This is a genomic window from Brevundimonas nasdae, assembly GCF_019395145.1.
Taxonomy (GTDB): Bacteria; Pseudomonadota; Alphaproteobacteria; order Caulobacterales; family Caulobacteraceae; genus Brevundimonas; species Brevundimonas nasdae.
This window is the reverse complement of the sequence record NZ_CP080034.1, coordinates 114,560-140,259: the sequence shown is the minus strand read 5'-3', so window position 1 is coordinate 140,259 and position 25,700 is coordinate 114,560. Positions and strand designations below refer to the sequence as shown.

Here is a 25,700-nt window from a genome sequence, read left to right as displayed (position 1 = left end):
AGGGGGGGGGGGCATGAGCCGCGTCGAAGTCATCGGCGGGGCGGTCATGCATCTGGGCGATTGCCTGGATGTGCTGCCGACGCTCGCCATGGCCGACGCCGTCGTCACGGACCCGCCCTATGGCATCAAGGCCGATCGAAATCGTAACAGCGAACGCTGGGGCTGGGTCGATTACGGCAACGGCGGTTGGGACAATGAGCGCCCTAGTCCAGAGGTAATGGCGCTGGTCCTGAAGGCTGCTAAGCACGCCGTCGTTTGGGGCGGAAACTACTTCACGGACATGCTGCCCGCGACCCCGCTTTCGAAGTGGCTGGTCTGGGACAAGGGGCAGGAAGGTTTCTCGCTCGCGGATTGCGAGTTCGCCTGGTGCTCGTTCGAAGGGGCGATCCGACGCAAGACCTGTAGCCGGTCGCGCGCCCTGCAGGACGGCAAGGAACATCCGACGCAAAAGGCGTTGGCGGTGATGGAATGGTGCATCGGGCAGCTTCCTAAAGGGTGCGGATCGATCATCGATCCGTTTGCCGGATCTGGAACGACGGGCATCGCCGCCGTTCGGCTCGGCATGAACTTTGTCGGGGTCGAGCGAGATCCCGGATATTTCGACATCGCGTGCCGGCGTCTCGAAGAAGCCTATCGCCAGCCCCGGCTTTTCGCCGAGCCGCCTGCTCGAACGGTTCAACTCTCCATGCTGGGGGACGACAAGTGAGTGCCGAACGGATCTTGCGAGCGGCGCTCGCATCCCAACCGACATCGGGGGGGGGTGCGATGACGCGCGGCAACGCCCCCCACATGCTGCCGTCCAACGCCCGTGCGGTGATGAACACGCGCGAAACCGAAGCGGGCGACGACGTCGATTTCTTCCCGACCCGTCCGTGGGGATCACGCGCGGGCGGCGAAATCATCCGGCAAATCGACCCACGCGCGCGCAGCGCTTGGGAATGCGCGGTCGGCGTCGGCATGATGGCGCACGGCCTGGACGATTATTTCCCCGTCGTCCACGGGTCCGACATCTGCATCTATGACCCGGCGCTGTACGCCGAACGGGGTTGGGTCGCGCACGATTTCACGGCGGGCGATCCCGATCCGTTCGCTTCCGTAGGCGGGGCCGACTGGATCATCACCAACCCGCCGTTCGACGACGTCGAGGTCTTCATCCAGCAGGCCTGGGCGCGGGCGCGTCGGGGCGTGGCCATGCTGCTGCGGCTGGTCTGCCTGTCGGGGCAGGCGCGGCATCGCCTGCTGCACGGCGAAGGTCCCGACGGGATGCAGCTGACGGTGTTCGCGCCGTTCAGCGAACGCCTGCCGATGCACCGGGGCTTCTGGGACCCGACCCGTACGACCGCGACCGACTATGCCTGGTTCATCTGGTGCAAGCCCGGGGTCGGGCCCCGCCTGCCCGTCGTCCTGGGTCGCCGCCGGGCGATCATCTTCGACATTCCGCCGGGCACACAGGCGCGCCTGACCCGGCCCGACGACGCCGCCCGCTTCGGCGCCGCGCTGCGTCTTCCTGCCCCCTCCTCTGACCTGAAAGGAACCCGGCCATGACCGGACGCAACACCGCCGCCGGCAAGGAGCTGATGTCCATCGTCGAACGCGTGGAGTCGGTGATCGCCGCCAAACAGACCATGACCGACGACATCGCCGCGATCCTGGCTGAGGCCAAGCATCGTGGATACGTGCCCAAGGCCATCCGCCACGTCATCAAGGTGCGGGCGATGAAACCGCATGATCGGCAAGAGTCCGAAGCGATCATCGCCACCTATCTGCATGCGCTGGGGGACGAGGCCGAGTCGCCGCTGTTCCGGCACGTCAATCAGATGGCCGTGGACGTCACGTCGCGGGAAGAAGTCGCCGAAGCGCTGAAATCCCTGGTCCCCAGCAACGGGTCGATCATCGTTGAGGCTGGCGGCAAGGGCGTGAAGCTGACGCGTGACAAGGATGGGCACGTCGAGACGCACGATCTTTCGACACCTTGGCCAGCCGCGACGGGCGGACAAGCGCCCGCTCCGGGGCGACCCACGCGGCCGACGGCGAAACCGGCCGAGGCGCCCGATGTCGATGGCGACGGCGCCGAAGCCTTGGGCCGTGAGGCGTTCCGCGCAAACGAGCCCGTCATCCGCAATCCTTTCCCCTTCGGCGACGACCGGCGCCCGCGCTGGGACCTGGGCTGGCGGCTGGAGAGCGGGTCTGACGGCATGGGTCCGGGAACGGGCCAAGGCTGATCATGTCACGTCATTCCAAGAGAGACCTAAGCGAGTTCGGCGATCTGTTCATGCCCGACCAGGCGGATGAGCCGATCCTGCCGCCGCCTGTACGCGCAGCGCTGCTGGAATGGCTGACCGAGATCTGGGCGGACAAGGAACTGCTGGCGGTCGGCATCAAGCCGCGCCGCCGGGCCATGTTCGAAGGGCCGCCAGGAACCGGCAAGACGACGCTGGCGCACCACATGGCCGCGCGGCTGGGCCTGCCCATGCTGGCGGTCCGGCCGGATCGTATGATCGGCAAATACATGGGCGAGACCAGCCAGACGATCGGCGCACTGTTCGAAGCGGCGCGGGCGCAGTTCGATGGTTCGCCCATCGTCCTGTTCATGGACGAGTTCGACACCTTGGCCAGCGACCGCCGCAAGGCAGGCCAGGCGGCCGACAACGACCGCAATGAGTACGTCGGCACCCTGTTGCAGCGTCTGGAGCAGTACGAAGGTTTCCTGATCGCGGCGACCAACCATGCCGACTGGATCGACCAGGCGATCTGGCGTCGGTTCGACATGCACATCACGGTCGATCTGCCGGGGCAGGAAGAGCGCGAGCGCATCTTAGCGCGCTATCTCTCGCCGTTCGGCCTGCCTGCCCTTGCTCTCGCGCGACTGGCTGAGGCCTTCTCTTCCGCCTCGCCCGCTTTGATGAAAACCGTGTGCGAGAACATCAAGCGGCAAATCGTCATCGGTCCCCGCCTCGGGTCGGACATGGGCCGGGAGGCGGTGTTCGCCCGCATCCTGACCAGCGTCCATCCCCACCCGGATCTCGGCACGCCGCGCCTGTGGTCGCTGGGGGCTAAGGACCCCGCGCTGACGGTCATGCCGTGGCCCCTCCCCCTGGCGGCCGATCTGCCGGACGTGGAAGCGGCCGAGGATGATGCGGCCGGGCAGGACGTTGTCGTGCCATTTGGGGGGCGTCGGCCATGATCTGCAGCCCGCCTGATTGCCGATGCAGAGCCTGCCTGCTGGACGAGAATGCAGCGCTGAAGGCTCGACTGAACACGCCAGAAGTCGAGGACTTCGCGCGCGGTGTCGTTGCTGAAGCCCAGCATCAGCGCGCGCGCTTTTCATCAGATCATGACGCCGGAAAGTCGCCTTTGGACTGGTTCTGGCTGATCGGCTATCTCGCGCAGAAAGCGGCGTTTGCCGCTTTGGCCGGTGATCGCGACAAGGCGCTGCATCACACGATCAGCACAGCCGCAGCGCTCGCAAACTGGCATGCAGCACTGAGCGATCAGGACACCGCCATGCGGCCCGGCATTGCGCCGCCAGCAGGTCAGTCATGACCGTTCGCGGCCTGTCGTTGTCCGGTGCCGCCCAGGCCTATGCCAAGGCGAGGATCGCGGTCTTCCCGCTGCGGGCGAAGTCCAAGGCGCCCTATGGCCGCACCGTGGGGCTGCACATGGCGTCGCACGACTCCGTGCTGACCGCCTCGCGCTGGGCCGGGACGGCGCAACTGCCGCTGAAGCCGATCGAGGCGTTGCGAGAGGATGCCCGTAAGGGCGGGCGGACGCCGACGGACGCCGAACTGCTGCGGCCCGTGACGGCCGGGGCGCAGTCGAATGTGGCGATCGCGACTGGAGCCTTGGCGGGTTTTTGGGTGCTGGACCTTGATGGGCCGGAGGCCATGGCTTGGTTGGTGGCAAAAGAGGCCGAACACGGACCATTGCCCGCCACGCCGACGTCGCTGACGGCGCGGGGCGAGCATCGGTGCTTCGCCTGGTGCCCCAAATCGTCGTCGGAACCGATCATCCGCAACCGTTCGCGCCTGGACAAGGCGCCGGTCGATGTGCGCGGGCAGGACGGATACATCCTGGCCCCGCCCAGCATCCATCCCGGCGATGCAGAGAAGGGCGTGGCGCCCGGCTATGTCTATCGCTGGGCCGAGGGACGGTCGCCCGAGGACCTGCCGTTCGCGGTTGCGCCCGACTGGCTGATCCTGCTGGTGAAGCCCGCGCCGCCCGCGCCCGTGAAGCCGATGACGCCCCGTGCGCCGGCGGCTGGTCGTGCGTCGCGGTTCGGGGAGATCATCCTGGACCGTGTCTGCGCCACCATCGCCTCGGCGCGCGTCGGGACACGGGACACGGTGCTGTTCCGCGAGTCGGTCGGGATCGGCGCCCTGGTGGCCGGCGGCGAGATCGAGGACGCCTATGGCCGTGCGGCGCTGGAGAACGCCGGACGGGTACATGTGCCGGACGCCATGACCGAGGCGCAGCTGATCCGCCAGGTGGACCGGGCCATGGCGTGGGGTGCGCAGTACCCCCGCAAGGCGGACCCATCGCGGCGGACAGGCGGGGCGCAAGAGCGCAGGGCGGACATGCCTGTGCGCGGCCACCATGCGGCCCAGCGCGCCCTGGACGCCGCCGCCTATTGGCGCGAGGCGACCTCGGCCGACAACGGCGTGGTGCGGCGGTGGATGCGCGGTCTCGCACTGGACCCCGATGGCGTGCCCGGCGCGCTGGGCCGGTTGCGGTTTCACCCCGAGGCGCCGGACCGCGACGGCGAACTGAAGCCCATGTTGCTGGCCCCGATGACGGTGGACGGCGGCGGACCGATCGAGGTCCTGGCGCTGTTCGACCTGACGCAGAGCGAGACGCGCGTCAGCGGCTTCATGGGTCAGGCGCTGCACGGCCGCGCCCTGGCGCTGACCGCCCTGGACGGGTCGGGACCGATCGTCGTGGGTCTGGATTTCGCCGATGCGTGGGTGGTGGCCAGCAGCATGGCCCGCAGCGGCCCGGTGCGCGCCGTCGCTTGCCTGAACCTGACCGCATTCAGCGGCGGGGTGATGATGGACCGGTTCGGACGGGTCGATCCCGTGTCGCCTCGTGCCGACCCGGAGCGCGTGCCGTGGCGCATTCCGCTCGCCTTTCTCGATCAGGGCGTGACCGAGGTCGGGTTCGCCATCCGGCGCGACCTGATCACCGCTCCGCTGAAGTTCCGAGGCGTTGTCGGCGGCACGGCCGAGACGCGTCTCAGGGGTGACGAAGCCGCCGCCTATTTCACCAGCCTGACCGTCCAGGCCTGGGAGCGGCTGGCGCTGCCCGAGGGCGTGTCGCTGCGGCTTAGGCCGCTGACGGCGACCATGGGCGTCAGCTTCCACGATCAACAGCAGAGGGCTGCAGCGGGCGCGGCCGACAATGGAGTGCGTCAGTGAGTGGTTTCGACGACGTCGGGGGACGTCCAGCGCCGGCGGCCCCTTCGACCGATGAAATGTCGCGGTTCGACCTGAACGACGACGGCAACGCGTTGCGGTTCATCCGCATGGCCGGAGGGATCATCCAGCCCGACGGCGAGATCGACCTGAGCGAGGCGACGGTGCTGTACCTGCGCAAGCGCGGCTGGATCGTCTTCAACGGCACGTTCTGGGATCTGGAGACCGGCGAGGCCCGCGCCAAGCGGCACGCCATCAAGGTTGCGCGGTCGATGCATGCCCAGATGGAAATCCGGGCCGCCGAAATGGAGGCCAAGAACTACGCCTCCAAGTCGATCCAGGCGGTGCGCGACTTCGGCGTGTCGGCCGGGAACGCCAGCCGGATCGGCAATATGCTGAACCTGGCAGCCTCGTACATGGACGTCGACATGGACGCCTTCGATCCCGACCCGCTGGCGCTGAACGTCCAGAACGGGGTGATCCGCTTCCGCAACGGTCCGCATCGCAACGCCAAGGGTGATGATGTGGTCGGGCCTCATGTGGTCTGGACCGAGGGGCACCGCGCCGCCGATCGGATGACGCGGCTGTGCGAGGCGGCCTATCGCCCCGAAGCCACGCGACCATTGTTCGACGGGGTGCTGAAGTACGCGATCCCGAAGGCCGAGAACCGCCGCTGGATACAGAAGGCGCACGGCTACATGGCCACGGGCGAGACCGGCGAGCAGGTCTTCATCGTGTACCAGGGCAAGGGCGGCGACGGGAAATCGACCGTGGTGAACGCCACGGCCCATGCGCTTGGCACCTACGCCACGACCGTCGGGGTGGAGACCTTCCTGGACACGGGCGTCAAGCGCGGGTCCGAGGCCTCGCCCGATATCGCCGCTCTGGCCGGGGATAGCCGCATGCTGTGCGCCGGAGAGCCGCCCAGCGGGTCCAAGCTGGCCACCGGCGAGATCAAGCGGTTCACTGGCGGCGGGAAGATCAAGGCGCGGGAACTGCGCGAGGCGCTGTTCGAGTTCGAACCCGTCGGCAAGGTGGTGATCGAGTGCAACCGCAAGCCGACGATCAACGACACGGACAACGGCATCTGGCGGCGCCTGAAGATCATGCGCTGGCTGAAGGTCGTGCCCGAAGACCAGATCGACCATGACCTGCCCAAGAAGCTGAAGCGGGAAGCGGACGGCATCCTGAACTGGCTGATCGAGGGGGTGCTGGCCTGGATGGACGAAGGTCTGAAGGATGTGCCGGACCTGAAAGAGGCGCTGGAAGACTATCGCAAGGGGGCCAATCCCTTCGTCCAGTGGTTCGAGGATCGGGTGATCCGGGAGGACGGCGCGCGCATCGGGGCGACCGTGCTGTTCAAGGATTACCAGGCGTGGATGACCGAGAACGGTCACGACAAGGCCATGAGCCAGAAGGCGTTCGGGGGCACGCTGAGCGACCTTCAGATCGGGCTGGGGTCCAAGGATACCGACGGCAAGATCACCCGCATGGGTGCCCGTCTGCGCACGCCGCAGGACGCCCCGGCAGGCGGCCCGACCCAGTCCGGTTCCGAGGCCTCGCCCGCGCGCGCGGCCGATACCGGGTCTGGCCCCGGCGGGTACGAATCTGGCGGCGTCTCCAGCGAGCCGGACGACGGCGCGTTCCTGCCTCCCGACACGGATTGGGAGGGCGACGATGACGGACGATGACGGACGAACGGACGATCAAGGTCTGGGTCTGGTCACCGCGAGCGACCTCGCCGGACCTTCGAACCTCTGTCCGTCCGTCCATCCTCCGGCCCGCAAAGCCAGTCGTGGCGGGGAGAACGGACGATGACGGACGATACGGACGATGCGGCGGGGTTGGCTTCCATAAGCCGGGTGTGCGGGCGGAGCGGCGTGAACGGGTGAGCGATCGTCCGTCTGCTGTGAGCGGGATTTGCGGGGTCGGTGTGCTGATCCCTTTGGGTTTGGATTTGGTGAAATGAGAAACAATCCAGAAAACTTCATCGAAAGAGAACAGGGCGAACCACTCGCCCTGCACCTCTATCGGAACGCCGACGTGATCGGCTGCGACGTCAGCCAACGTCGTCGCCTGCGCCATGCCGCCGCCCTCTGCGTTCGCGGTCACCAGGCGCCGCACAGCGCCACGGTCGAGGGCCGCCAGGATCGTATCGATGCAGGCCGCATCGCTGACGCCGTGAACCGCGAACTGCGGGCCGGGATGGATGAGATCGTCGATCAAGCCCATGCCGTCGGCGAGGACGTGGCCACCTACAACGATGCCGGCGCACTGCGGCTTGGATCGCGTGACGGCTTGTGGTCCGCTCAGCAGGCGGAGGACATCAACGACGATCAGGCCGCCACGGGTTTGGCCTATCGCGTGCTGTTCGAAATCGTCGGCGCGTCGCAGCTGGGATCGCAGCTGGGACGGGTGAATGAGGCCTCGATCAAGGCGTCGTCATCGGACGGGGCTGCCGCCCGGGGTCTGTTCCGCGCCTATGCCGGGGTGCGATTGACCACGGCCGAGGCCCTGGTGTTGAGGGCCGACCCGACCCAGCGGGCGCTGCGGGTGCTGCGGGCTGTCGCTGGCGAGGGTCGGACGCTGCGTTCCCTCGGGGCGGGGAGCAACCCCCGCAAGGCCAACGCGGCCGCCCTTGTGGTCGCGCTGGATGCGGCCCGGCCGGTGCTTATCGTCGAACGCAAGCCCCGACCCACTTGCGAATCGGGCACGGATTGAGGCACTAAAGGGATGCGCTCAATGTTGCGCCTTTGACCCGCCAGCCCTTCCGGTTCGGCGGGTTTTTCGTGCCCGATCAATGACTTAGGGTCGGGGTCGCGGGTCCTCCCCGGGGCCACCCCTATGCGGTGAGGCTGAGCGCAATCATTCAGCAGCCTGGGCCACTTTCGAAAGCCTAAAACTCAAGCCCACCCTAAAGGACGGAGGTTTAGCTTTGACCGACGCTCAAGGGGCGGCCACCGAAACCGTCTCTAAGGGCGAGTTCGCAGCGCTTTGCGGAGTTTCGCCGGGGCGGGTGTCCCAGTGGATCTCGGAAGGCAAGATGACCGAGGAGGCGCTGGACGGCGTCGGGCCGCGCGCCAGGGTTCGAGTGGACATCGCCCAAGCCCAGCTGCGATCCCGGATCGATGTCGGGCAGCGGTTCGGCAACGGACTGAAGACCCGGCTGCGAGCGCCGCTCGCGCGGCACGCTAACGAACCCGCCGGGGCAACGCAGGCTCCGATGGCGCCGGTGGTCGATACGGTCGAGGAGCAGATCAAGCGCGAAAAGCTGCGCGAGATAGAGTTCAAGAACCGAGAGGCCCTGAAAAAGGAACTCGCCAGCCGGGGCGAGTATTGCCGCACGATCGACGTCCGCGTCGGGTACGACCAAGTCGCCTTGGGCATGGTCAACGTGTTCGAGGGCGCGCTAACCGATTTCGCCCAAGCCATTGCCGCCCGGTTCGAGGTCCCGCAGCGCGACGTGCTGCATCTGTTGCGCGGCGAGTTTCGTAAGGTGCGCGCCAGTGCGGCGCAGGCCGCACGGCGGGCCGGTTCGGAGTTGCCGGCGGCGATCGAGGACGACGCCAACGCCTCGACCGAGGCGGCGTGATGAACATCCATGTCGCCAACACGGCCGCGCTGGCCTGGACGGCGATAGGCGACGCCTTGGAGCCGCCGCCGGTCATCGACTATTTGGCGTTCGCGGAAGAGAACATCGTGTTCTCCAAGCGGGAGAGCCCCCTTCCCGGCCCCTACAGCCGGGCGCAGTTCCCTTTGTTCGACGCCATCCTGGGGGCGTTTGGCCCTGACGATCCTTGCCGGATCGTCAGTCTATCCAAGTCGGCGCAGGTCGGCGGCACGGTTCTGGCGAATATCTTCACGCTGGGGTCGATGATCCTGGACACGGGTGACTTCCTCTACATCCACCCGACCGAAGAGAACGGGTCACGCTGGTCGAAGATGAAGCTGTCTCCGATGATCCGGGGGCTAGCGGCGGCGCGGAAGTTGTTCCCGGAGAAGTCGCGCGACGGCGCAAACTCGGTCCTGTTCAAGGAACGGATCGACCGTAAGGGCGCCATCCAGATCGCTGGGGCCAACTCCCCGGCCGGGCTGTCGCAGGTGTCCATGCCCCGCCAGGTGCAGGACGACTTGGCCAAGTGGGAGATGAACTCGGCTGGTGATCCCGAGACGCAGGGCGACACCCGGTCCTGGGGCTTCGAGTTCGCCAAGATCTTCAAGGTCTCGACGCCTCTGGTGATGCCGGGATGCCGGATCACGAAGAATCTGGAGGCGGGGAGCCAGGAATACCCGGAGGTGCCCTGCCCCCATTGTGACGCCTACCAGGTGCTGGAATGGGCCAATATGCTGGCCCAGCTGGACGAGGCCGCGCCAGAGAAGGCGCACTTCACCTGCATCGAATGCGGGTGCGAGATTCACGAGCATCACCGCGCCGCCATGGTCGCGCGGGTTCGCTGGGTTGCGCGGCGTCCGCACATGATGCGCCAGCACCGGTCGTTCTGGCTGTGGTGCGCCTACTTCCCGCTCCAGAGTTGGGAAGGCATCGCGCGCCGCTGGTTCGCCGCCAAGGGCGACGCCGCTGGCGAGCAGGTGTTCATGAACGATGTCGCCGGCCTGCCGTATCGGTCGGCCGACGAAGCCGTGGATTGGGAGGTCCTGCGGGATCGGGCATCCGAGAGCGACTACGTACGCGGTCGCATTCCAGCCGGCGGCCTGCTGATCACCATCGGGGTCGACTGTCAGGGCGACCGGGTCGAGTGGCAGGTGGTGGCGTTCGGACGGGACTTCCGCCGTTGGATCGTGGATGTCGGCGTGTTCCCCGGACACATCAGCGACGCCAAATGCCAGAAGTTGCTGGACGGCCTGCTGGATCAGACCTGGTTGAACGCTCACGGGCGGCGTCTGGGCGTCGATCTGCTGGCCATCGACGGCAACGCTTGGACCGAGGATGTCTGGGGCTTCGCGAAACGCCATCCGGCGGGCCGCGTCATCATGGTGCGGGGCGCCAACTCAGAGAATGCGCCGCTGCTGGAACGGGTCCGCAAGGAACGGAACCGGGCGGGCAAGCTGCTGAAGTATAGCCGCCGGTTCTACAACTTCGGCACGTCCACGCTGAAGATGGCGCTGTATCGCAACCTGGGCCGCCTGGACCCGCAAGGGCGTGGGTTCATCGGCCTGCCGAAAGGGTTGGATGACGAGTTCTTCCGTCAACTGACGGCCGAGCGGCGCAAGCCGATCAAGCGCCGCGACGGCTTCACCGTGTACCAATGGGTCAAGGACCCCTCGCAGGCGAACGAAGGCCTGGACACCCACCTTCAAGCCGAGGCCGCTGCAATCCGCTTAGGGGTCCGCAGCCTGCCGGATCGGACTTGGGATCAGCTGGAGGCCGAGCGGGATTGTCCGCCCGAGACCGGTCAGTTGGACCTGGAAGACTTGATGATGGCGACGGCTTCCGCCGACGCGAGCGCCGCTCGCACGGCCGAGGAAACACCGGCCAATCCGCCTGCTCAGTCCAGCACCGAGGCTGGGACCAGCGGCGGTGACGACAACGACTGGATCGGCGTAGGCGCCGGAGAGGACTGGATCGCATGACCGACTATTCGGCCGAGATCGCGGCCCTCTACGCCGCCCTAGCCAACGACACGCTGCGTGTGAAGGTCGGCGACAAGGATACGACCTTCCACACGGCGGAAGAGATCGAGAAGCGTATCGCGATCCTGACACGGGCGCAGGCGGCGTCGGGCGTCACCGGCCTGCGTCGATATGGCGCCACGGTCGCCACCTTCGGAGACGACTGATGTTTGATCGTCTGATCTCCGCCGTCTCGCCGCGCCTTGGCTACCAGCGGGAAGCCTATCGGGTCGGGCTGGATGATCTGCGTCGTCAGAGGTCCTATGCCGCAGGCGACCGAGGCCGGTTGAACCGCGATTGGCGCGGAGACGCCCGGTCGCCGGACGCCGCCATTTCGGGCGATCTGGGTCTGATGCGCGGGCGGCAACGCCGCATGGTCCGCAGCAATCCGCTGCTGGCGGCGCTAAAGCGGAACCTGATCGTCGGCCTGATCGGCGACGGGATCACGGTTCGGGTGCTGCACGACGATCCGGCCGTTCGGGAGCGGGCTCAACGTCGTTGGGATGAGTTTTGCGCCCGACCGCTGGATGGTCGAGACGATTTCTACGGGATCCAGCGTCAGGCCGCGTCGGGTCTGATCGACGCCGACTGCCTGCTGGTTTGGATGCCGGAGGACGGCAAGCCCGATCAGCGCGTCATGGTCATCTCGGGCGACTATCTAGATCACACCCTGACCCAGACCCTGAACGGCGGGGCCAAGATCGTCATGGGCGTCGAGTTCGACCGCAGCAATCGCGTCGTCGCCTATCACATCTGGGAGGATCATCCCGGCGACCTGATCATGGTCAATGCAGGCAAGCGCCGCCGGGTCGATGCCCGCGATGTGGACCTGGTCTATGAACGGTTGGAGCCGGGCATGACACGCGGCGTGCCTTTGATGCACGCCAGTCTTGAGACCGAACACGAAAGGTCGGAGACGAAGCGCGCCATCCGCGTCAAGAAGCGGATCGAAGCCTGTCTGGCCCTGTTCCGCCGACCCGGCGATGGAGGCGAGGCGTTTGCGTGGGGCGAACAGGAAAAGCGCGCCAGCGGCCAGTATCAGGAGCAACTGCGCCCCGGCATGATCATCTACGGTCAGCCGGGCGAAGAGGCGCCCACGGCCATCGCGCCGTCGTCATCTGGCGATGGTGATGGATTCCTGCGCACGGAGGCCATGCAGGTCTGCGCCGGTATCGGGGTCCCCTACCATCTGGGCACCGGCGACTACAGCCAGTCGAACTTCACCAGCATGCGCAGCGAAAACATCGCTTATCACGCGCGGCTCGACGACTGGACCCAGCACACCTTGGACCCGTCGTTCATCGGGCCGGCGTTCCGGCGCGTGATGCGACTGGGCGTGCTGGAGGGCGACGCCGAACTCGCCAAGGTTCGATACGAAGTCCTGGCGCCGCCGCGCGCCCTGACCGATCCGCTTAAAGAGATCATGGCCAAGGTGATCGAGGCCCGCGCCATCCCTGGCGCCATGGCCCGCCTCTTGTCGGCCTACGGTCTGGACATGGAGGGGGCCATGAAGGCTCAGGCTGAGATCAACGCCCTGATCGACAAGTATGGCATCGCCATCGACACCGATCCCAGACGTGTGAACGGCAGCGGATCGCTGCAACCGGCGGCCGGATATCTGAGACCCAAGGGCGACGGCGACCAAGCCCTTCGATCCCTGTTGAGCCAAGCCCTCGGCCTGATCGAGGACTGAGAGGAACCCGACATGCACAATGTTTTGGCATCCCGCGTCGGCGGGCCGCGCACCCTTTTCCGCGACCAGCCCGCGCCGGTCCAGGAACGTCGCGGTGGCGCGCCGGCCGCCCAGCAAAGCCGCTACGTCGCCTTCACGGGCGGCAGCTACAACGCCGAAACCCGCACGGTCGAGGCCGTCCTGGCGACCGGCGCGCGGGTTCAGCGGTTGTGGTGGTCCGAGGAACTGGACATGGGCGCCGGGGCGATCGACCTCGCCCGCGTCAACCAGAACCAGGTGCGGTTCCTGTTCAATCATAACTCGAACGATGTCATCGGCGTCGTCGAACGAATCTGGATGGAAGGCGCCGCCTTGTGCGCCGTCATCCGGTTCGCCGATACGTCACGCGGCCGAGAGTTCGCGGGCATGGTCCAGCGCAGCGAACTGACCGGGATCTCCATCGGCTACCAGGTGCGAAACTGGAAGCTGGTCGAGGTCCTTGAGAACGACCACGAAATCTGGCGGGCCACGGAATGGGAGCTTCTGGAAGCCTCCCTCGTCTCGGTGCCTGCCGATCCGAACGCCGGGGTTCGGTCCCTAAACCCCGGCAATCCCAGCGGTTCCGCCGCTCCCCAACCCTCCGAGGATGACATGAGACGATCCCTTCTGGCGGGCGGCGTGCTGGCCGCCTTCGGCGCAGCGCGCGCTTTGTTCCAACCCAATACCGATCAAGGGGGCGGTGCGCCTGCCGCGCCTGCCGCGCCCACGCCCCCGGCGACGCCGGAAGCCCGTGCGGCTCCGACTCCCCCGGCGCCCGCAGCACCGGCCGCTCCCGCCGCGCCGGCCGTTCCCGAGGCCGCCCGCAGCCTGTCGCCTGCCGAAATGCTACAGCTTCAGGACCAGGCCCGCAGCCTGGGCGTCGAGAGCAATGTTCGCGCCGCCTTCGAAGCGACGGGCGCGGACTATGGATCGGTCTCGCGCGCCATCCTTGAGGCCGCTGCCGCGCGTCAGGCTGCCAACACCCAGAACCTGCCGACCGGCGGATCGCGCGCCTCGATCGTAACCGACGAAGTCGATACGCAGCGCAGCGGCATCCGCGCCGCCATCCTGCACGGTCTGCGCACCGGCAACGGCGGTCAGGCCGAAATGCCGGCCGAGGCGCAACCCTATGCGCGGCATAATCTGTCGGACCTTGCCATGGTCTGCCTGGGCGAGCGCACCGCGCCCCGTTCGACGGCCGAGCGTATTGAACTGTATGAGCGGGCGTTCCACACCACGTCGGACTTCCCGTTGCTGCTCTCCGGCGCCCTCAATCAGCGCCTGGCGGAACAGTACCGGGTCGCCCAGCCGATCTATCGCAGCATCGCCCAGCAGATGACCTTCGTGGACTTCCGTCCGCACGAAGTGCTGCGGCCGGGCGATTTCCCGACCCTGAAGCCTGTCACCGAAGCCGGCGAGATCAAGTTCGGCACCTTTGGCGAGGGGCATGAGCGCGTCGCGGTCGGCGCCTATGGCATCCAGTTCGGTCTGTCGCGTCAGCTGATGATCAACGACCACATCGGCGCCATTGATCGGGTCCTGGCCAGCCAGGGCAATATGATCGCTCTGTTCGAGGAACTGACGTTCTTCGCCATGAAGGCCGTCAACTCTGGCGACGGTCCGAAGTTGCTGGAGGACAACAAGACCGTCTTCCATGCCGATCACGGCAACAAGGCCGGCACGGGCACGGCGATCACCGAAGCGGCACTGTCAGCCGGTCGCGCGGGGATACGCAAGCAGAAGACCCCGGCGGGCGCGGTCATGGGCACGCCGCCCTCGATCCTGCTGGTGTCGCCTGACAAGGAAACAGAGGCGGACAAGGCGGTCGCCGCCCGTCCGAACGGTGAATACAACCCGTTTGAAGGCAAACTGCGGACCGTCGTGGCGGGCCAGCTGACCGGCAACAGCTGGGAACTGTACGCCGACCAGGCGTTCGGGGCGAACTGGACCTGGGGCCTGCTGGATGGCTTCACCGCTCCGCGCCTGCGCGTCGAGAACGTGTTCGGTCAGCAGGGCGTCAAGATCTCGCTGGAGCATGACTTCGGCTGTGGCGCCCAGGACTTCCGCTTCGGTTACCGCAACGCGGGCGACTGATCCCCCTCTCCCGGCCTGACGGGGCCGCGTCCACTGATGCGGCCCCGTCTCTTTTCGTCGCCCGGCCAGCGGCGTTCTGAAGGATCATCATCATGTCCAAGAACTACGAACAGCACGGCGACACCCTGGACTGCATCGCCCCGGCGGGCGGCGTCGTCTCGGGCAAGCCGGTCAAGATCGGCACCCAGGTCGTGGTGCCGCAGGTATCGGCCGCCGAAGGCGCGGTTTTCTCGGCCAAGACCACTGGCGTGTGGAATGTCGCCGCCGCCACCGGTCAGGCCTGGGGTCCCCTGGTCACCGTCTATTGGGACGACACCGCCAAGGTGTTCACCACCACGGCGACCAGCAACACGAAGTGCGGTCACAGCGGACCGCTGGGCAAGGCCTCGGGGGACGCCGTGTCCCTGGTCAAGCTGATCCCGACCGTCCAATGACGATGGCGGACCGCGAGGCGCGGATGCTGGACGCCATCTACCGGGTCTATGGGCTGCAAGCCCTCTGGACGCCGGCAGCTGCGGGTCCGGTCACCACGCCCGTGGTCCGTTATCAGACCCAGGATGACGTCGCCGGCCTTGGCCAGAGCGAAATCCTGATGCGATCTGAGGTGCTGTTCTGGCGCGCGTCGGATGAGCAGAGACCTACCGACCCCGGACAAGGTGATCTGGTCGAGGTGACACGCCCGAGCGGAGCGTTGTCTTCCTACCGCGTCCTGTCCGATCCGAGGCTGGAGCCCGAAGGCTTGGAGTGGCGCTGCGTCGTGCAGCTGCTGACGGTCTGATGCGGCATTCCGTCGGCGGTCGAGACAGTCTGGATGGGCTGGAGCGCGGCCTGGAAGACGAGATCGCCGGTTTCATGACCGCCGCCATCAAGGACGGTGCGGACGAACTGAAGGAAGATTGGCGCGACGCCATCCTGGATGCGGGTCTGGGCCAGAAGTTGGCCCTGACCATCCGAAACGAGGTCTATCCCCGCGCCCAGGCCAGTCTGGACGCGGCGGCGCTGATCTGGACCAAGGCGCCGGGCATCATCGAGAGCTACGGGCTGGGAGCCACAATCCGTCCGGCGAATGGCGGGCGTTATCTCTGGATACCGACCGACGAGGTGCTGAAGAAGCGGAACGGGCGCGCCCTGGATCCCCAAGAGGTCGAGGCCCGGTTCGGTCGCAAGATGGTGGTGATCAATCCCGGACACTGGCGCACGAAAACCACGACGACGGCGATGAAGCGCGGCGTCGCCTATGCGGGCTTCGACGGCCTGGTGATCCGCAAGTCCAGTGGTCGGTGGCGCAATGCCACGCCGAACCAGCTGAACAAGGGCCATCGGTCCTATCGCGAGACCACGCGCCAGTTCGTCATCATGTTCACCCTCGTGCCGATGGTGAAGAAGAAGAAGCTGCTGGATCTCGACGCGATCCGCGCGGCGTCAGAGGCGCGCTTCCCCAATCTGCTGAACAAGCACTGGAGGTAGGATGGCCCGTCACGGCGAAATGGTGGTGCAGGCCGTGGTCGCCATGGCGGTAGCGGCCCTGCCGGCCTCCAAGCCTGAGCGCGGCGCGCCATGGCCGGAGCGCGTCGGCAGCGGCGGAAAGGTCATCGTTCAGGACGGCGATCCGGGTGAGCCGGAGGAGTGTTTCTCGCCGCACGCCTTCACCTATCGGCATACCATCCCGATCGAGGTGTTCGCGCCGGAGGGCGCCGCGGATCGTTTTGCGGCGCTGGACGCCATGCTTACTGCGCTCGCCGACAGGCACGCCTCGGACATCAGCCTGAACGGGCTGTGCAACTGGTCGGAGATAGACGCCCCTTCTCCCGACGACGTCGCCTCAGCGGCGGCGGGGCCGGTTCGTGCGGCCATCCTGACGTTGACGGCCGAATACACCACAACGCGTCGCTTGGGCTGATCCTAGCGACCTCATTCATGGAGAACGGATATGGCTGGTGGTCGCGCACGCGGCGCCAATGCGCGCCTTTTGCTGGGCATGGAGGCTTCCTACGGGGCCATGACCTCCGTACTGGCTTATTTTATGACGCCCTTTGTCAGCGCCAATATTGGTGACGAACAGGGCTTGATCGAAAGCGACGTTTTGGGTTTCGGCCGGATGCCGCAAGAGCCGGGTCGTGACGCAGTCAACAATGCGGGCGATATCGTCGCGCCGCTATGCGCGCGCAATATCGGTCTCTGGTACACGCTGCTGTTCGGTTCGCCCACGACCGCGACCGGCGTGGCGGCGACGGGAGCCCTGACCTTCAACTCGCAGCCCGCGAACAATGCGACGATCACTGTCGGCGGTCAGGCTTTCACTTTCACGACCGGCACAGCCGGGACCAATCAGATCAAGATCGGGCCGAACCTGAAGCAAACCCTTGCGAACGCCGTGCGCATCCTGAACGCCAGCGCCATCGTCGGTGTGGCCGCTGCGACCTATTGGGGCGATCCAGACGCCAGCAAGATCTATGTGTTGCACGATGCTGTCGGCGTCGCAGGCAACAGCTTCACTTTGGCGGCGAGTTCGGCAGCGGTGACCGTTTCGGGCGCGACGCTGTCGGGCGGCGCTGCGACGGGCGGGTATCGCCATGTGTGGAAGGTTGATGTCACGTCCCTGACAACGCCATCCGCTTCGGTCGAGGTCGGCATGCCCGAAGTGCCCGCCTACAGCGTCAACTATGGGCTGAAGGCCAACACCTACGGGGTGCCGCTGCAGCGCAGCGGCAATCTGAACGCGACGATCGGCACGATTGCACAGGGAGAGACGCCGATCGCGGCTGTCTCGGTCCAGGGTGCTCCGACGACGCTGGCGATGCGCAAGTTCTCCGCCTTTTCCGGCACGGCGCGCCGCAACGGCCTGCCGTTCGGTCCTTCTCTGGTCAGCGGCCAGTTCAACTATACGAACGGCGCTGATCCGGTTCCGACGGTCGGGCGCGGCGACGGTCGAATCGGCGGCGTGGACGACGGCATGGCGGGGGTCAGCGGCGCCGTCGGCATCCGATACGATTCCACAGAAATGCAGGCGCAAGCGGAAAACGGCGAGGCCTGTGAACTGGCTTTCAGCTGGGCCATCCCCGGTTCGACCTTCGCCCTGCGCCACATCGCCCACGCCGTCTATCTGCCGAAGGCGAAACGGCCGATCACAGGGCCTGGCGCTATCCAGGCGGACTATAACTGGCAGGGGGCGCAGGACCCGGTCACAGGCCGCCTGGTCACGTTCATTCTGGACAACGACGTCGAAGAATACGTCGTGCCGGCGGCCGCTTGATGTTCCAGATTGCAGCGACGATCCCGCCGAAGTGGATCGATCTGGCTCCCGGCATCAGGGGGCTGTTCCGCTATGGCCCATCGGAGGCCATCGTATCAGCCCGGCGCCATGCGCGGATGGTGATGGAGGGCGACGATCGTAGCGATCCCGAGTTCGCCTTCATCACCGGCTGCGCCATCTGGGGTCTGGTCGAATGGGAGGGCGTTGGTCATCCCGCTCCTGTTCCGTCGGCCGACGTTGCGCATGGATCGCCTGAGGCCCTTGCAGCCTGGATTGAAGCCAATCCGCCAGCAGAAGGCGTCGCTGATCTGACGGCGGATAATATCGTCGCTTTGTTGAAGCAGCGCCCAGACATCTACGACAAGCTGGACCGGACCTATGTCCAGTCGATCGTGGACGCCGCCGCCGAAAAAAAAGGATCGGGGCGCTCGCCGACTGGCACTTCGACGGAGGTCCCGCCTTCTGCGACGCCTGCGGGGACTGCGCCGAGTGCCCCTATCGCGAAAACGACCCGCGCACCGAAGCGGGGCAAAAGGTCTGGTCAATCGTCGAAAGCTGCGCCGGCCAACTGAGGGTTGGGATGAACGGGGTGATCGGGCTGGATTACCCGGCCTGGATCGCCTTCGCCGGATTGACGCCGATGGATGCGGCGACAGCCGACCTGCTGTCGGCCTGCCTGCCTGACATCGAAGGCGCTGTGCTGAAAGGCCTGCGCAAGGAGTCTGACGAATGACGACGCGCCAAATCGCCTATCGCCTGAAAGCGGAAGGCAAGACAGAACTGCGACGCGACCAGCAGGAGGTGGCGCAGGGTTTCAAGGAAACCTACGCCGCTGCAGAACAGGGGGCGGCCCAGGCGACAGCAGCGGCCGACCGTCTGGAGAAGAAGTATCGCGCCATGGCGCAGGCGGCGCAGGACTCGGCCCAGGCGCAGCGGTCGCAGTTCGCCGTCAACGCCGGTTATGCGCCCGGCCTGAACCGCGACGCGCGAGGATCGGCTGCGGCGTCCGCCAGCGTGTTCATGCAGGACGATACTGATCTGCGGCGGGTTGAGGCGCTTCGTGCGGCGATCGATCCCCTGACGGCGGCGCAGAACAAGCTGAACCACGAGCTGAGGGAGTATGACACTCTGGCGAAGGCCGGAAAGATCACCACAGGCGAACTGGCCCAGCTTCAAGGTCAGGCCCGCGTCCGGTTCGACGAAACAGCGGCAGCGATTGCGCGGAATGAGAAGGGCTTGACCCGTCTCGCCATGGCGTCGCGCCTGAATCTTGCACGTCAGGGCGCGGATGTCTTCACGACGGCCGCCATGGGCATGAACCCCGCGATGATCGCGGTTCAGCAGGGGCCGCAAATCCTGGATGCTCTGGCGACCAGCGGCTACAAGGTCAATGCGGCCATGATCGCCGCAGGCGCCGGTCTGTCGGCGGCGGCGGCGGGCGTCGTCCTGCTGGGCGTTGCCTGGCTGAAGGCTGAACAGGCCGCCGCAGACTATGAGAGCGCCGCGACAGGCATAGGTCGGACCGCAGGGCTGACTGCAGGGCAGTTGAGGGACTTGACCGTCGCCGCAGCTGAAAGTGGGGAGATATCCCGCAAGGCCGCACGTGAGATGGCGACCGAATATCTGGCGACAGGCGTCATCGGCAAAGAGACGCTGAGCGGTCTGATCTCCATCACGCGGGATTATGCGTCTTTTACCGGGCTCGACGCCGAGCAGGCGACCAAATCCCTGGCGAAGGCGATGGAGGACCCAAAGAAGGCCGCGCACGCCATGACGGAGCAGTTCGGCCTGCTTAGCCAGGCGCAGCTTCGGGACATCGACAACATGATCGAGCAAGGCGACCTGCGAGGCGCCCAGATCAAGTTGATGGATGAACTGACCAGCGCTGTTTCAGGGCATGCAGATCGGGCACGTGAGATCACAGAGGTCTGGAATGATATCGGCCGATCCATTTCAGACGCGCTCGATAAGTTGGGCGAGTTTCTGCACACGACGCAGGACGAGCGAATAGATAAGCTTCGGGCGCGCGCATACTGGTCTAACAACCCGGCGGAACGGCAAGGGTTTGAAAGCCAACTGTGGGTCGAGGAACGGCAAAAGGGCATCCGGGAGATGCTGGATGCCGGGGTCAACGAAGCGGCTGCCGCAAAAGCGCAGGCAGAACGCGACCGCGTTGCACGCGAGGCTCGCGAGAAGAAAACCGAACAGGAAGGTCGAAAAGCAAAGGCCGCCGCCGACCGGGCGGCGCGCGAAGCTGAGCGCGAACGCAAGGAGGCGCTTCAGCGCAGCCGACGCGAAGAAGATCGGACCGCAACCATCGACCTGGAGATCGCGCGTGCCAGGCAGGACTATGCCGAGGTGCAGCGACTGGAGGATGCGAACGCCGCTCGCACGCGGGAGCGCCAGTTGATCGACGACGGCACGTCGGCGGAAAAGGCGCGGACAAAAGCGCTGGAAGAACAGCAGCGCCTGATCGAAGCGCGGGCGGTTCAGGACGCCCGCGAAATCCGAGCAATGGGCCAGCAGCGCGACCTGGAGATCATGCGGATGGCCGGCGAGGACCGCTTCGTGCAGTCGCGCGAACGAGCCTTGGATATTGCCGCGCGCATCCTCGACTATGAAAAGAAGGGGCTCGACACAGCGACAGCGCGCAACCTGGTAGAGTCCCAAATCAAGGATTTCGACGAAGCCCGCGCCCAAGCACTGGAACGCAGCGCAGCGGTGCGTGAACGCGAATGGAAGATGGTGCTTGCGCAAGCATCGGGCAACGCCACCGCCCTGCGCGGGCTGAACCGTTCAGACTGGATCGAGAACCGCGCGAGGGAGATCGAGCGCGACCCCAACAAGCCGCTGAACTTCGGCGAGGGCCGCAACCAGGCCGTCGCTGAATATGGCCAGCTGATGCGCGCGGAGACGACAGGGGCCATGCGCGACGGCATCAAGAGCTTCGCTGATGATCTGGACCGCAGCGGCAGGATCGGGGACGCGCTGGCCCGCCAGTTTGACCGGGCATCTGACCGCTTGCGTGACAGGTTGATCGACATGGTGATCGACCTCGACTGGTCCGCCATGATGAAAGGCGGTCCGGGCGGCGTCGGCAGTTGGTTCTCAAAGGGCGTCAACTTCCTGTTTGGCCGCAACGCCGAGGGGACGGACTTCTGGACGGGCGGTCCGACCTGGGTCGGCGAACGCGGCCCGGAACTGTTGGACCTGCCGCGCGGATCGCGCGTCATCGAGAACGCCCGGTCCCTGGACATGGTGCGGAAGGCGGCGGGCGGCGGCGGGCAGGTCGTGACGCAGCATTACTATCTGCAGGGCGCGGTCACGACTGATGAGTTGTGGGGCCGTATCGAGCGCGGCGACGCGGCGGCGGCGCAACGCGGGGCCGTCGGCGGCGCGGACATCGCCGTCGGGGTCGTGCGGTCTTCAGCGGCGGCGGAACAGCGACAGCAACATATGCTCAAAGACTGAACCGGGGGGACATGATGATCGAGACCTTCCCCCCCGAGCGTCCGTTCTTGCCGGCGTCGCTGCGTTGGCGGCTGATGGACGCGGTGGAAGAGGGCGCCGCTCCCTACGGACTGCCGACTATCGACGTTTCAGTCGATGGCGGCGGATGGTGGACCGCTTCACTGCTGAGAATGCAGGGGGGGACCGGCTATCACCATCGTACCTTGCGCGCGATGGCGTTGCGGCTGCGCGGGGGGCGGGCTGTCAATGTGCCTTGGGTCGAGTTGGCGCGTATCGGCACGCCCCCTCCCCCAGTCAGGTTCAGCGATGGTGCGTCGTTCGATGACGGCTCGCGCTTTGTCGGGCAGGCGTGCGTGGCTGAACTGGCTGAGCCCGTCCGGTTTCGTGATGATGAGGCGACCATTCGCATCCTGACGCCGCATCAGCTGATCGGCGGGGATATGTTCTCGATCGACCGAGGCCCTTTGATGGGGGACGAACTGCACGGAACGGACCAGGTCGAGGCCTTGGGTGACGGCCGCTGGCGCGTGCGCATCGGCCCGCAGTTCCGGCGTTCGCATCCAGCGGGAACGCCCGTGAACTTTTCCGATCCCAAGTGCGCCATGAAGTTGCAGGACCCGAACGGCGGTCTTTGGCCCACGTTCGAGCGTAACTGGATCGCGCGGGCCGATGCGCTGTTTGTCGAGAAGATGTATCCCGGCGAGGCGCCCTGATGGCCATGTCCGAAACTGAACTTTGGCTGTTGCGGCAGGACCGGGTCAATCTGGCCTTCTTCCTGCGTGCCGAGATTGGTCCCGACATCATCCGGCTGTATGCGGGCGCGGGCGACTTCCCGATGGCGCCAAACGTGCTGGACCCATCGGGGGCCACCTACAGCTGCGTCGGCCGCTGGGGCGAGGGCATGCCGGACGTCGATCACCTTATCAATGGTGAAGCCCAGGCCCTGTCCCTGACATTGTCCGGCGTGGATCGTGAAACCGCGAAAAACTATCTTCTCGACCGCAGCCTGGTGGTGGGGGCGCCAGCCGCCCTGGGCTGGTGTGTGCTGGATGATCGCTACCGTCCGGCTGGCCCCGTGCGGTGGCCGGTGCGGGGTCATCTGAGCCAACCACAGATCATCCGTCAGCGTAAATCCGCCACCGTCATGCAGCGGTCTGTATCCGTGGTTCTGCTGGCAGGCGCTGCCAGTCGCAGGCGTCCGAAGTTCAGCCTGCTTGTTGGTGCGGATCAACGGCGCCGTTCGCCGACGGATGCGGCCTGCGACGGCGTCGGACAACTGACGCCCGAGAGTACGCGGAAATGGCCGAACTGAAGAGCTTCCTGCGCGCGGAAATCGGCAAGCCTCTGATCTATGGCCGCAGTGATTGCCTTTTGTTCGCGTCGGACTGGTGGCTGCTGATTTCCGGGCGTGATCCCGCTGCCGACTATCGCGGAACCTATCACACGGAAACCGAGGCCGAGGCCATCATCGCCGCCGCCGGCGGCATAGAGCGGCTGACCGAAAAAGCGATGGCGAATGCGGGCGGGGTCGAGGTCGCCGCCCCGATGGCCGGTGATGTCGGTCTGGTTCGCGCGATTGGTGAAGATGGCTGTTCGGTCACGGTTGGCGCGGTCCACACGGGCCGACGGTGGGCGGCGCGTGCACGGCGCGGAGTTGCGCTCGGCCTGCGGGTCGAGGCCGCGCGGATATGGCGATGGAGTGATCAATGGCGATGGTAGCGGCGTGGGCGGCCAAGGCCGTGACGGCAAAAGTCATCGCGGCGGCGGGCATCAAGTCCCTGGTGGCGGCAAAGGCGATCTACGCCGCCGCCTACGCCGCGACCTATGTTGCAACTGCTGTCGCCCTGAATGCCGCATCCCAGGCCCTGATGGGCGGCGCGCCCGACATGGATTCGGGCAAGACCAGCTTGCGGCAGGCGATCCCGCCGCGACGTCGCGGATATGGACGAAGAAGGATCGGCGGCTTCTATCTGCTTTGGACGGCGCGAGCGAACTACGCCTACGATGTGATCGCCTGGCATCACGGCAGGGTTCAGGGGCCTGTTGAGCAGGTCTGGAGCCATGATGACATCCTTGTCGTCCGGCCGGATGGCTGGGTGGAGGGCGGTCATGGCTATGGCGCTGGAAACAACGACCTGATCCATCTCGAAACCCGGCTGGGCCGCGAGACTGAAACGGCCTATCCCGCCTTGGTCGCCGCCCTCGGGGCGTCTGGAGAATGGACCAACGCCCACAGAGGCGATGGTCTGGCGACCCTGGGCGCGGACTATCGTCACGCGAAGAAGGAGAATCTGCTCACCGACTTCCCGAACGGCGATCCCAAATGGTCCGTTGTCGCGCCACTGTCGCCGGTGTGGGACCCGCGAGACCCTGCACAGATCAGAACCAATCCGGTCAATCATCGCGCGGTCGATGCGATGGGTCGAGGCAATCTGGCGCTGATGATCCTGGACTTCCTTTGCCACCAGGAAGGCATGGGCGAGGATTACGAAACAACGGTCGCGCCCGAGATCGCGCATTGGAAGGGCGAGATCGACATCTGCGACGAGGTGGTGCCGTTGCGCTCAGGCGGGACGACGAAACGCTACTGGGGTTCGATCGACTATGGACTGACCGACGATCCGCAGGACACGCTGGACAAGCTGCTCAAGGGTTGCGACGGCCGGTTGAGCAAGACGGAAGCCGGGGTCTGGAAGCTGTGGGTCGGGAAATATCGCCCGCCATCCGTGACGCTGACCCGTGACGACATCCTGGACATGGTTCTGGCGGGCGACGTCGCTTCGCAAGAGGCGGTCACGGAGATTGTTCCGAGCTTTGTCAGCGAGGCCCATAAATGGTCCCTGGTCGCGACCGATCCCTGGACGGACGAAACGGACGCCTCGCTTTATGGCGGCGGCCGCTCACGGCCCGACACCTTTGAGGTGGTGAATATCAACAGTCAGGTGCGGCGCCTGGTCAAACGGGACATGAGCCGGGAGCGGGCATCTCTGCGCGGCCGACTGGACGGCCGACTGTCGTGCGTGCGTGTTCTGGGCGAGCGCTGGGTGGCGGTCGAGTTCGAGGATCTGGACGAGACCCGCATCGTCGAACTGCAAAAAGGGGTGAAAACCGCATTCTCGCGCGGGGTGGTGGAAATGCCGTTCATCGAAGCCGATCCCAACATCGACGCTTGGAATCCGGCCACAGAAGAAGGTGATGGACCACAAACTTCGCCTAGGCCGGTTCAGCCGGTTCTGGCGGCGCCGACGATCAGCGAGGTGCTGGTCTTTGAGGACAGTGTCGGCGGTGCGACCGGCGTCCGCCTGCGGATCGCGGCGGCAGGGCCGAGCCGGAACGACCTGACATGGTCCGCGCGCTGGCGTGTGCGCGGAGCGGTCAGCTGGGTCGAAGGCAACTATGCGGATCTTGATCCAAGCGCGGCGGCCCTGTTGGAAACAGGCTTTGTCTCTTCGGCCAATCTGGATGTTCAGGCCGCATATTTGACAGGCGGCGGAAGCCTCTCGCCCTGGTCCGACACATTTGGCGTTGACGCCACCATCGTGACGGCAGGTGTCGCGACCGACTTCATGACCCGTGATGTGGTCTATCCCATCAGTTCAACGGCCGACTCTGTCAGCGTGCAGGAAGTCAACGGTGTCACGCGCGGAGGCGCGACGGTGAAGATCGAGGCCCAGACGATCGGCGGATTGCCGCCTCTGACAAGTTTCGGGGTCTTCTGGCGCGCTGCGGATGGTGTGGAAGTCGAGGTGTCGCCTGCGATGACGCATATGCAGAATGGCGGCTGGCTGTTTCTTGGCTGGATCAGCACGTCCAGCGCGACGGGTGATTACCCTGAAGGCCCCACGCCGCCCGGCGGTTGGGGCGGCTCGGGCGAGGCGGTGATTGTCGTATGATCGAGCGCCGTCTTTTCCTGATCATCCGCGCGGTCGAGGACGGTCTGACCGTGACGGTCACGCCGGTTCAGCCTTTGGAACAGCCTCAGGCGCTGGCCGTCATCCGCACAGTGGGCGACGTGGCGGCTGAGACTGTTCTGCATTTCCCCGGCGCTGTCGTCCGCGAGGACTGACGCGGCAGGCTGGGCCGCCCGGAGAGGGCGGCTGACCCGCGCACGGCGTGCGCATCTTTTAATCAT

26 protein-coding genes are annotated in these 25,700 nt (G+C 66.0%); all 26 read left to right on the top strand.

Translation table 11 applies throughout. The annotated features are described in order from the left end of the window. Window positions 1-13 precede the first annotated feature (13 nt). Window positions 14-706: a DNA methyltransferase gene (locus tag KWG56_RS00715; protein WP_219353332.1), complete on the top strand. Its 693-nt coding sequence runs from the start codon at window positions 14-16 to the stop codon at window positions 704-706. Window positions 707-765: 59 nt separating this feature from the next. Beyond that, window positions 766-1,545, top strand: a complete 780-nt coding sequence (locus KWG56_RS00710) for a hypothetical protein (protein WP_219353331.1) — start codon at window positions 766-768, stop codon at window positions 1,543-1,545. Beyond that, complete coding sequence (locus tag KWG56_RS00705; RefSeq protein ID WP_219353330.1) at window positions 1,542-2,222, top strand: DUF2312 domain-containing protein; 681 nt, start codon at window positions 1,542-1,544, stop codon at window positions 2,220-2,222. The genes KWG56_RS00710 and KWG56_RS00705 overlap by 4 nt, the downstream gene beginning before the upstream one ends. A gap of 2 nt (window positions 2,223-2,224) precedes the next feature. Further along, the gene (locus KWG56_RS00700; protein WP_154725457.1) at window positions 2,225-3,184 is read left to right on the top strand and encodes an AAA family ATPase; all 960 of its coding nucleotides are present in this window, start codon (window positions 2,225-2,227) and stop codon (window positions 3,182-3,184) included. Continuing rightward, window positions 3,181-3,543, top strand: a complete 363-nt coding sequence (locus KWG56_RS00695; RefSeq protein ID WP_219353329.1) for a hypothetical protein — start codon at window positions 3,181-3,183, stop codon at window positions 3,541-3,543. Before KWG56_RS00700 ends, KWG56_RS00695 begins: the two co-directional genes overlap by 4 nt. Further along, entirely contained in the window at window positions 3,540-5,411 is a 1,872-nt protein-coding gene (locus KWG56_RS00690) for a bifunctional DNA primase/polymerase (protein ID WP_219353328.1), read from the top strand. The genes KWG56_RS00695 and KWG56_RS00690 overlap by 4 nt, the downstream gene beginning before the upstream one ends. Continuing rightward, window positions 5,408-7,099, top strand: coding sequence for a DNA primase family protein (locus tag KWG56_RS00685; RefSeq protein WP_219353327.1), 1,692 nt, complete (start codon window positions 5,408-5,410; stop codon window positions 7,097-7,099). Before KWG56_RS00690 ends, KWG56_RS00685 begins: the two co-directional genes overlap by 4 nt. A gap of 274 nt (window positions 7,100-7,373) precedes the next feature. After that, on the top strand, window positions 7,374-8,129 hold the full coding sequence (locus tag KWG56_RS00680) for a hypothetical protein (protein WP_219353326.1): 756 nt from the start codon (window positions 7,374-7,376) through the stop codon (window positions 8,127-8,129). Between the two features lie 214 nt (window positions 8,130-8,343). After that, on the top strand, window positions 8,344-9,000 hold the full coding sequence (locus KWG56_RS00675; RefSeq protein WP_219353325.1) for a hypothetical protein: 657 nt from the start codon (window positions 8,344-8,346) through the stop codon (window positions 8,998-9,000). Next, entirely contained in the window at window positions 9,000-11,000 is a 2,001-nt protein-coding gene (locus KWG56_RS00670; RefSeq protein WP_219353324.1) for a phage terminase large subunit family protein, read from the top strand. The genes KWG56_RS00675 and KWG56_RS00670 overlap by 1 nt, the downstream gene beginning before the upstream one ends. Continuing rightward, on the top strand, window positions 10,997-11,206 hold the full coding sequence (locus KWG56_RS00665; RefSeq protein ID WP_219353323.1) for a hypothetical protein: 210 nt from the start codon (window positions 10,997-10,999) through the stop codon (window positions 11,204-11,206). Before KWG56_RS00670 ends, KWG56_RS00665 begins: the two co-directional genes overlap by 4 nt. Continuing rightward, window positions 11,206-12,732 carry a phage portal protein gene (locus KWG56_RS00660; protein ID WP_219353322.1) on the top strand — a complete coding sequence of 509 codons (1,527 nt, stop codon included), beginning with the start codon at window positions 11,206-11,208 and terminating at the stop codon, window positions 12,730-12,732. Before KWG56_RS00665 ends, KWG56_RS00660 begins: the two co-directional genes overlap by 1 nt. Window positions 12,733-12,744: 12 nt before the next feature. Further along, window positions 12,745-14,844, top strand: a complete 2,100-nt coding sequence (locus KWG56_RS00655; protein ID WP_219353321.1) for a phage major capsid protein — start codon at window positions 12,745-12,747, stop codon at window positions 14,842-14,844. A 92-nt stretch (window positions 14,845-14,936) separates the two neighbouring features. Further along, on the top strand, window positions 14,937-15,278 hold the full coding sequence (locus tag KWG56_RS00650) for a DUF2190 family protein (RefSeq protein WP_219353320.1): 342 nt from the start codon (window positions 14,937-14,939) through the stop codon (window positions 15,276-15,278). Further along, on the top strand, window positions 15,275-15,622 hold the full coding sequence (locus KWG56_RS00645; protein ID WP_219353319.1) for a head-tail joining protein: 348 nt from the start codon (window positions 15,275-15,277) through the stop codon (window positions 15,620-15,622). Before KWG56_RS00650 ends, KWG56_RS00645 begins: the two co-directional genes overlap by 4 nt. Further along, window positions 15,622-16,311, top strand: a complete 690-nt coding sequence (locus KWG56_RS00640; RefSeq protein WP_219353318.1) for a DUF6441 family protein — start codon at window positions 15,622-15,624, stop codon at window positions 16,309-16,311. Before KWG56_RS00645 ends, KWG56_RS00640 begins: the two co-directional genes overlap by 1 nt. A 1-nt stretch (window position 16,312) precedes the next feature. Then, window positions 16,313-16,744 (top strand): hypothetical protein, encoded by a 432-nt coding sequence (locus tag KWG56_RS00635; protein WP_219353317.1) that lies wholly within the window; start codon window positions 16,313-16,315, stop codon window positions 16,742-16,744. A gap of 30 nt (window positions 16,745-16,774) precedes the next feature. Next, window positions 16,775-18,097 carry a phage tail tube protein gene (locus tag KWG56_RS00630; protein WP_219353316.1) on the top strand — a complete coding sequence of 441 codons (1,323 nt, stop codon included), beginning with the start codon at window positions 16,775-16,777 and terminating at the stop codon, window positions 18,095-18,097. Continuing rightward, window positions 18,097-18,669 carry a hypothetical protein gene (locus KWG56_RS00625; protein ID WP_219353315.1) on the top strand — a complete coding sequence of 191 codons (573 nt, stop codon included), beginning with the start codon at window positions 18,097-18,099 and terminating at the stop codon, window positions 18,667-18,669. The genes KWG56_RS00630 and KWG56_RS00625 overlap by 1 nt, the downstream gene beginning before the upstream one ends. 8 nt (window positions 18,670-18,677) lie before the next feature. Beyond that, window positions 18,678-18,830 (top strand): hypothetical protein, encoded by a 153-nt coding sequence (locus KWG56_RS00620; RefSeq protein WP_219353314.1) that lies wholly within the window; start codon window positions 18,678-18,680, stop codon window positions 18,828-18,830. Beyond that, window positions 18,827-21,568, top strand: a complete 2,742-nt coding sequence (locus KWG56_RS00615) for a phage tail length tape measure family protein (protein ID WP_219353313.1) — start codon at window positions 18,827-18,829, stop codon at window positions 21,566-21,568. Before KWG56_RS00620 ends, KWG56_RS00615 begins: the two co-directional genes overlap by 4 nt. Before the next feature lie 14 nt (window positions 21,569-21,582). After that, a complete protein-coding gene (locus tag KWG56_RS00610; protein ID WP_219353312.1) occupies window positions 21,583-22,281 on the top strand; it encodes a hypothetical protein in 699 nt (232 codons plus the stop codon). After that, window positions 22,281-22,880, top strand: a complete 600-nt coding sequence (locus tag KWG56_RS00605; protein WP_219353311.1) for a hypothetical protein — start codon at window positions 22,281-22,283, stop codon at window positions 22,878-22,880. The genes KWG56_RS00610 and KWG56_RS00605 overlap by 1 nt, the downstream gene beginning before the upstream one ends. Further along, window positions 22,868-23,287, top strand: a complete 420-nt coding sequence (locus KWG56_RS00600; protein WP_219353310.1) for a DUF6950 family protein — start codon at window positions 22,868-22,870, stop codon at window positions 23,285-23,287. The genes KWG56_RS00605 and KWG56_RS00600 overlap by 13 nt, the downstream gene beginning before the upstream one ends. Continuing rightward, the gene (locus KWG56_RS00595; RefSeq protein WP_219353309.1) at window positions 23,275-25,461 is read left to right on the top strand and encodes a hypothetical protein; all 2,187 of its coding nucleotides are present in this window, start codon (window positions 23,275-23,277) and stop codon (window positions 25,459-25,461) included. Before KWG56_RS00600 ends, KWG56_RS00595 begins: the two co-directional genes overlap by 13 nt. Next, window positions 25,458-25,634 (top strand): hypothetical protein, encoded by a 177-nt coding sequence (locus tag KWG56_RS00590; RefSeq protein WP_219353308.1) that lies wholly within the window; start codon window positions 25,458-25,460, stop codon window positions 25,632-25,634. The genes KWG56_RS00595 and KWG56_RS00590 overlap by 4 nt, the downstream gene beginning before the upstream one ends. Window positions 25,635-25,700 lie beyond the last annotated feature (66 nt).

What these genes read in the sequence shown, in the direction of transcription:
- KWG56_RS00615 (WP_219353313.1), top strand. Translation starts at nt 18,827, where the DNA reads ATGACGACGCGCCAAATCGCCTATCGCCTGAAAGCGGAAGGCAAGACA.
- KWG56_RS00715 (WP_219353332.1), top strand. Translation starts at nt 14, where the DNA reads ATGAGCCGCGTCGAAGTCATCGGCGGGGCGGTCATGCATCTGGGCGAT.
- KWG56_RS00645 (WP_219353319.1), top strand. Translation starts at nt 15,275, where the DNA reads ATGACGATGGCGGACCGCGAGGCGCGGATGCTGGACGCCATCTACCGG.
- KWG56_RS00665 (WP_219353323.1), top strand. Translation starts at nt 10,997, where the DNA reads ATGACCGACTATTCGGCCGAGATCGCGGCCCTCTACGCCGCCCTAGCC.
- KWG56_RS00625 (WP_219353315.1), top strand. Translation starts at nt 18,097, where the DNA reads ATGTTCCAGATTGCAGCGACGATCCCGCCGAAGTGGATCGATCTGGCT.
- KWG56_RS00600 (WP_219353310.1), top strand. Translation starts at nt 22,868, where the DNA reads ATGGCCGAACTGAAGAGCTTCCTGCGCGCGGAAATCGGCAAGCCTCTG.
- KWG56_RS00650 (WP_219353320.1), top strand. Translation starts at nt 14,937, where the DNA reads ATGTCCAAGAACTACGAACAGCACGGCGACACCCTGGACTGCATCGCC.
- KWG56_RS00690 (WP_219353328.1), top strand. Translation starts at nt 3,540, where the DNA reads ATGACCGTTCGCGGCCTGTCGTTGTCCGGTGCCGCCCAGGCCTATGCC.
- KWG56_RS00635 (WP_219353317.1), top strand. Translation starts at nt 16,313, where the DNA reads ATGGCCCGTCACGGCGAAATGGTGGTGCAGGCCGTGGTCGCCATGGCG.
- KWG56_RS00630 (WP_219353316.1), top strand. Translation starts at nt 16,775, where the DNA reads ATGGCTGGTGGTCGCGCACGCGGCGCCAATGCGCGCCTTTTGCTGGGC.
- KWG56_RS00605 (WP_219353311.1), top strand. Translation starts at nt 22,281, where the DNA reads ATGGCCATGTCCGAAACTGAACTTTGGCTGTTGCGGCAGGACCGGGTC.
- KWG56_RS00595 (WP_219353309.1), top strand. Translation starts at nt 23,275, where the DNA reads ATGGCGATGGTAGCGGCGTGGGCGGCCAAGGCCGTGACGGCAAAAGTC.
- KWG56_RS00640 (WP_219353318.1), top strand. Translation starts at nt 15,622, where the DNA reads ATGCGGCATTCCGTCGGCGGTCGAGACAGTCTGGATGGGCTGGAGCGC.
- KWG56_RS00655 (WP_219353321.1), top strand. Translation starts at nt 12,745, where the DNA reads ATGCACAATGTTTTGGCATCCCGCGTCGGCGGGCCGCGCACCCTTTTC.
- KWG56_RS00590 (WP_219353308.1), top strand. Translation starts at nt 25,458, where the DNA reads ATGATCGAGCGCCGTCTTTTCCTGATCATCCGCGCGGTCGAGGACGGT.
- KWG56_RS00710 (WP_219353331.1), top strand. Translation starts at nt 766, where the DNA reads ATGACGCGCGGCAACGCCCCCCACATGCTGCCGTCCAACGCCCGTGCG.
- KWG56_RS00705 (WP_219353330.1), top strand. Translation starts at nt 1,542, where the DNA reads ATGACCGGACGCAACACCGCCGCCGGCAAGGAGCTGATGTCCATCGTC.
- KWG56_RS00695 (WP_219353329.1), top strand. Translation starts at nt 3,181, where the DNA reads ATGATCTGCAGCCCGCCTGATTGCCGATGCAGAGCCTGCCTGCTGGAC.
- KWG56_RS00680 (WP_219353326.1), top strand. Translation starts at nt 7,374, where the DNA reads ATGAGAAACAATCCAGAAAACTTCATCGAAAGAGAACAGGGCGAACCA.
- KWG56_RS00620 (WP_219353314.1), top strand. Translation starts at nt 18,678, where the DNA reads ATGAACGGGGTGATCGGGCTGGATTACCCGGCCTGGATCGCCTTCGCC.
- KWG56_RS00660 (WP_219353322.1), top strand. Translation starts at nt 11,206, where the DNA reads ATGTTTGATCGTCTGATCTCCGCCGTCTCGCCGCGCCTTGGCTACCAG.
- KWG56_RS00610 (WP_219353312.1), top strand. Translation starts at nt 21,583, where the DNA reads ATGATCGAGACCTTCCCCCCCGAGCGTCCGTTCTTGCCGGCGTCGCTG.
- KWG56_RS00670 (WP_219353324.1), top strand. Translation starts at nt 9,000, where the DNA reads ATGAACATCCATGTCGCCAACACGGCCGCGCTGGCCTGGACGGCGATA.
- KWG56_RS00700 (WP_154725457.1), top strand. Translation starts at nt 2,225, where the DNA reads ATGTCACGTCATTCCAAGAGAGACCTAAGCGAGTTCGGCGATCTGTTC.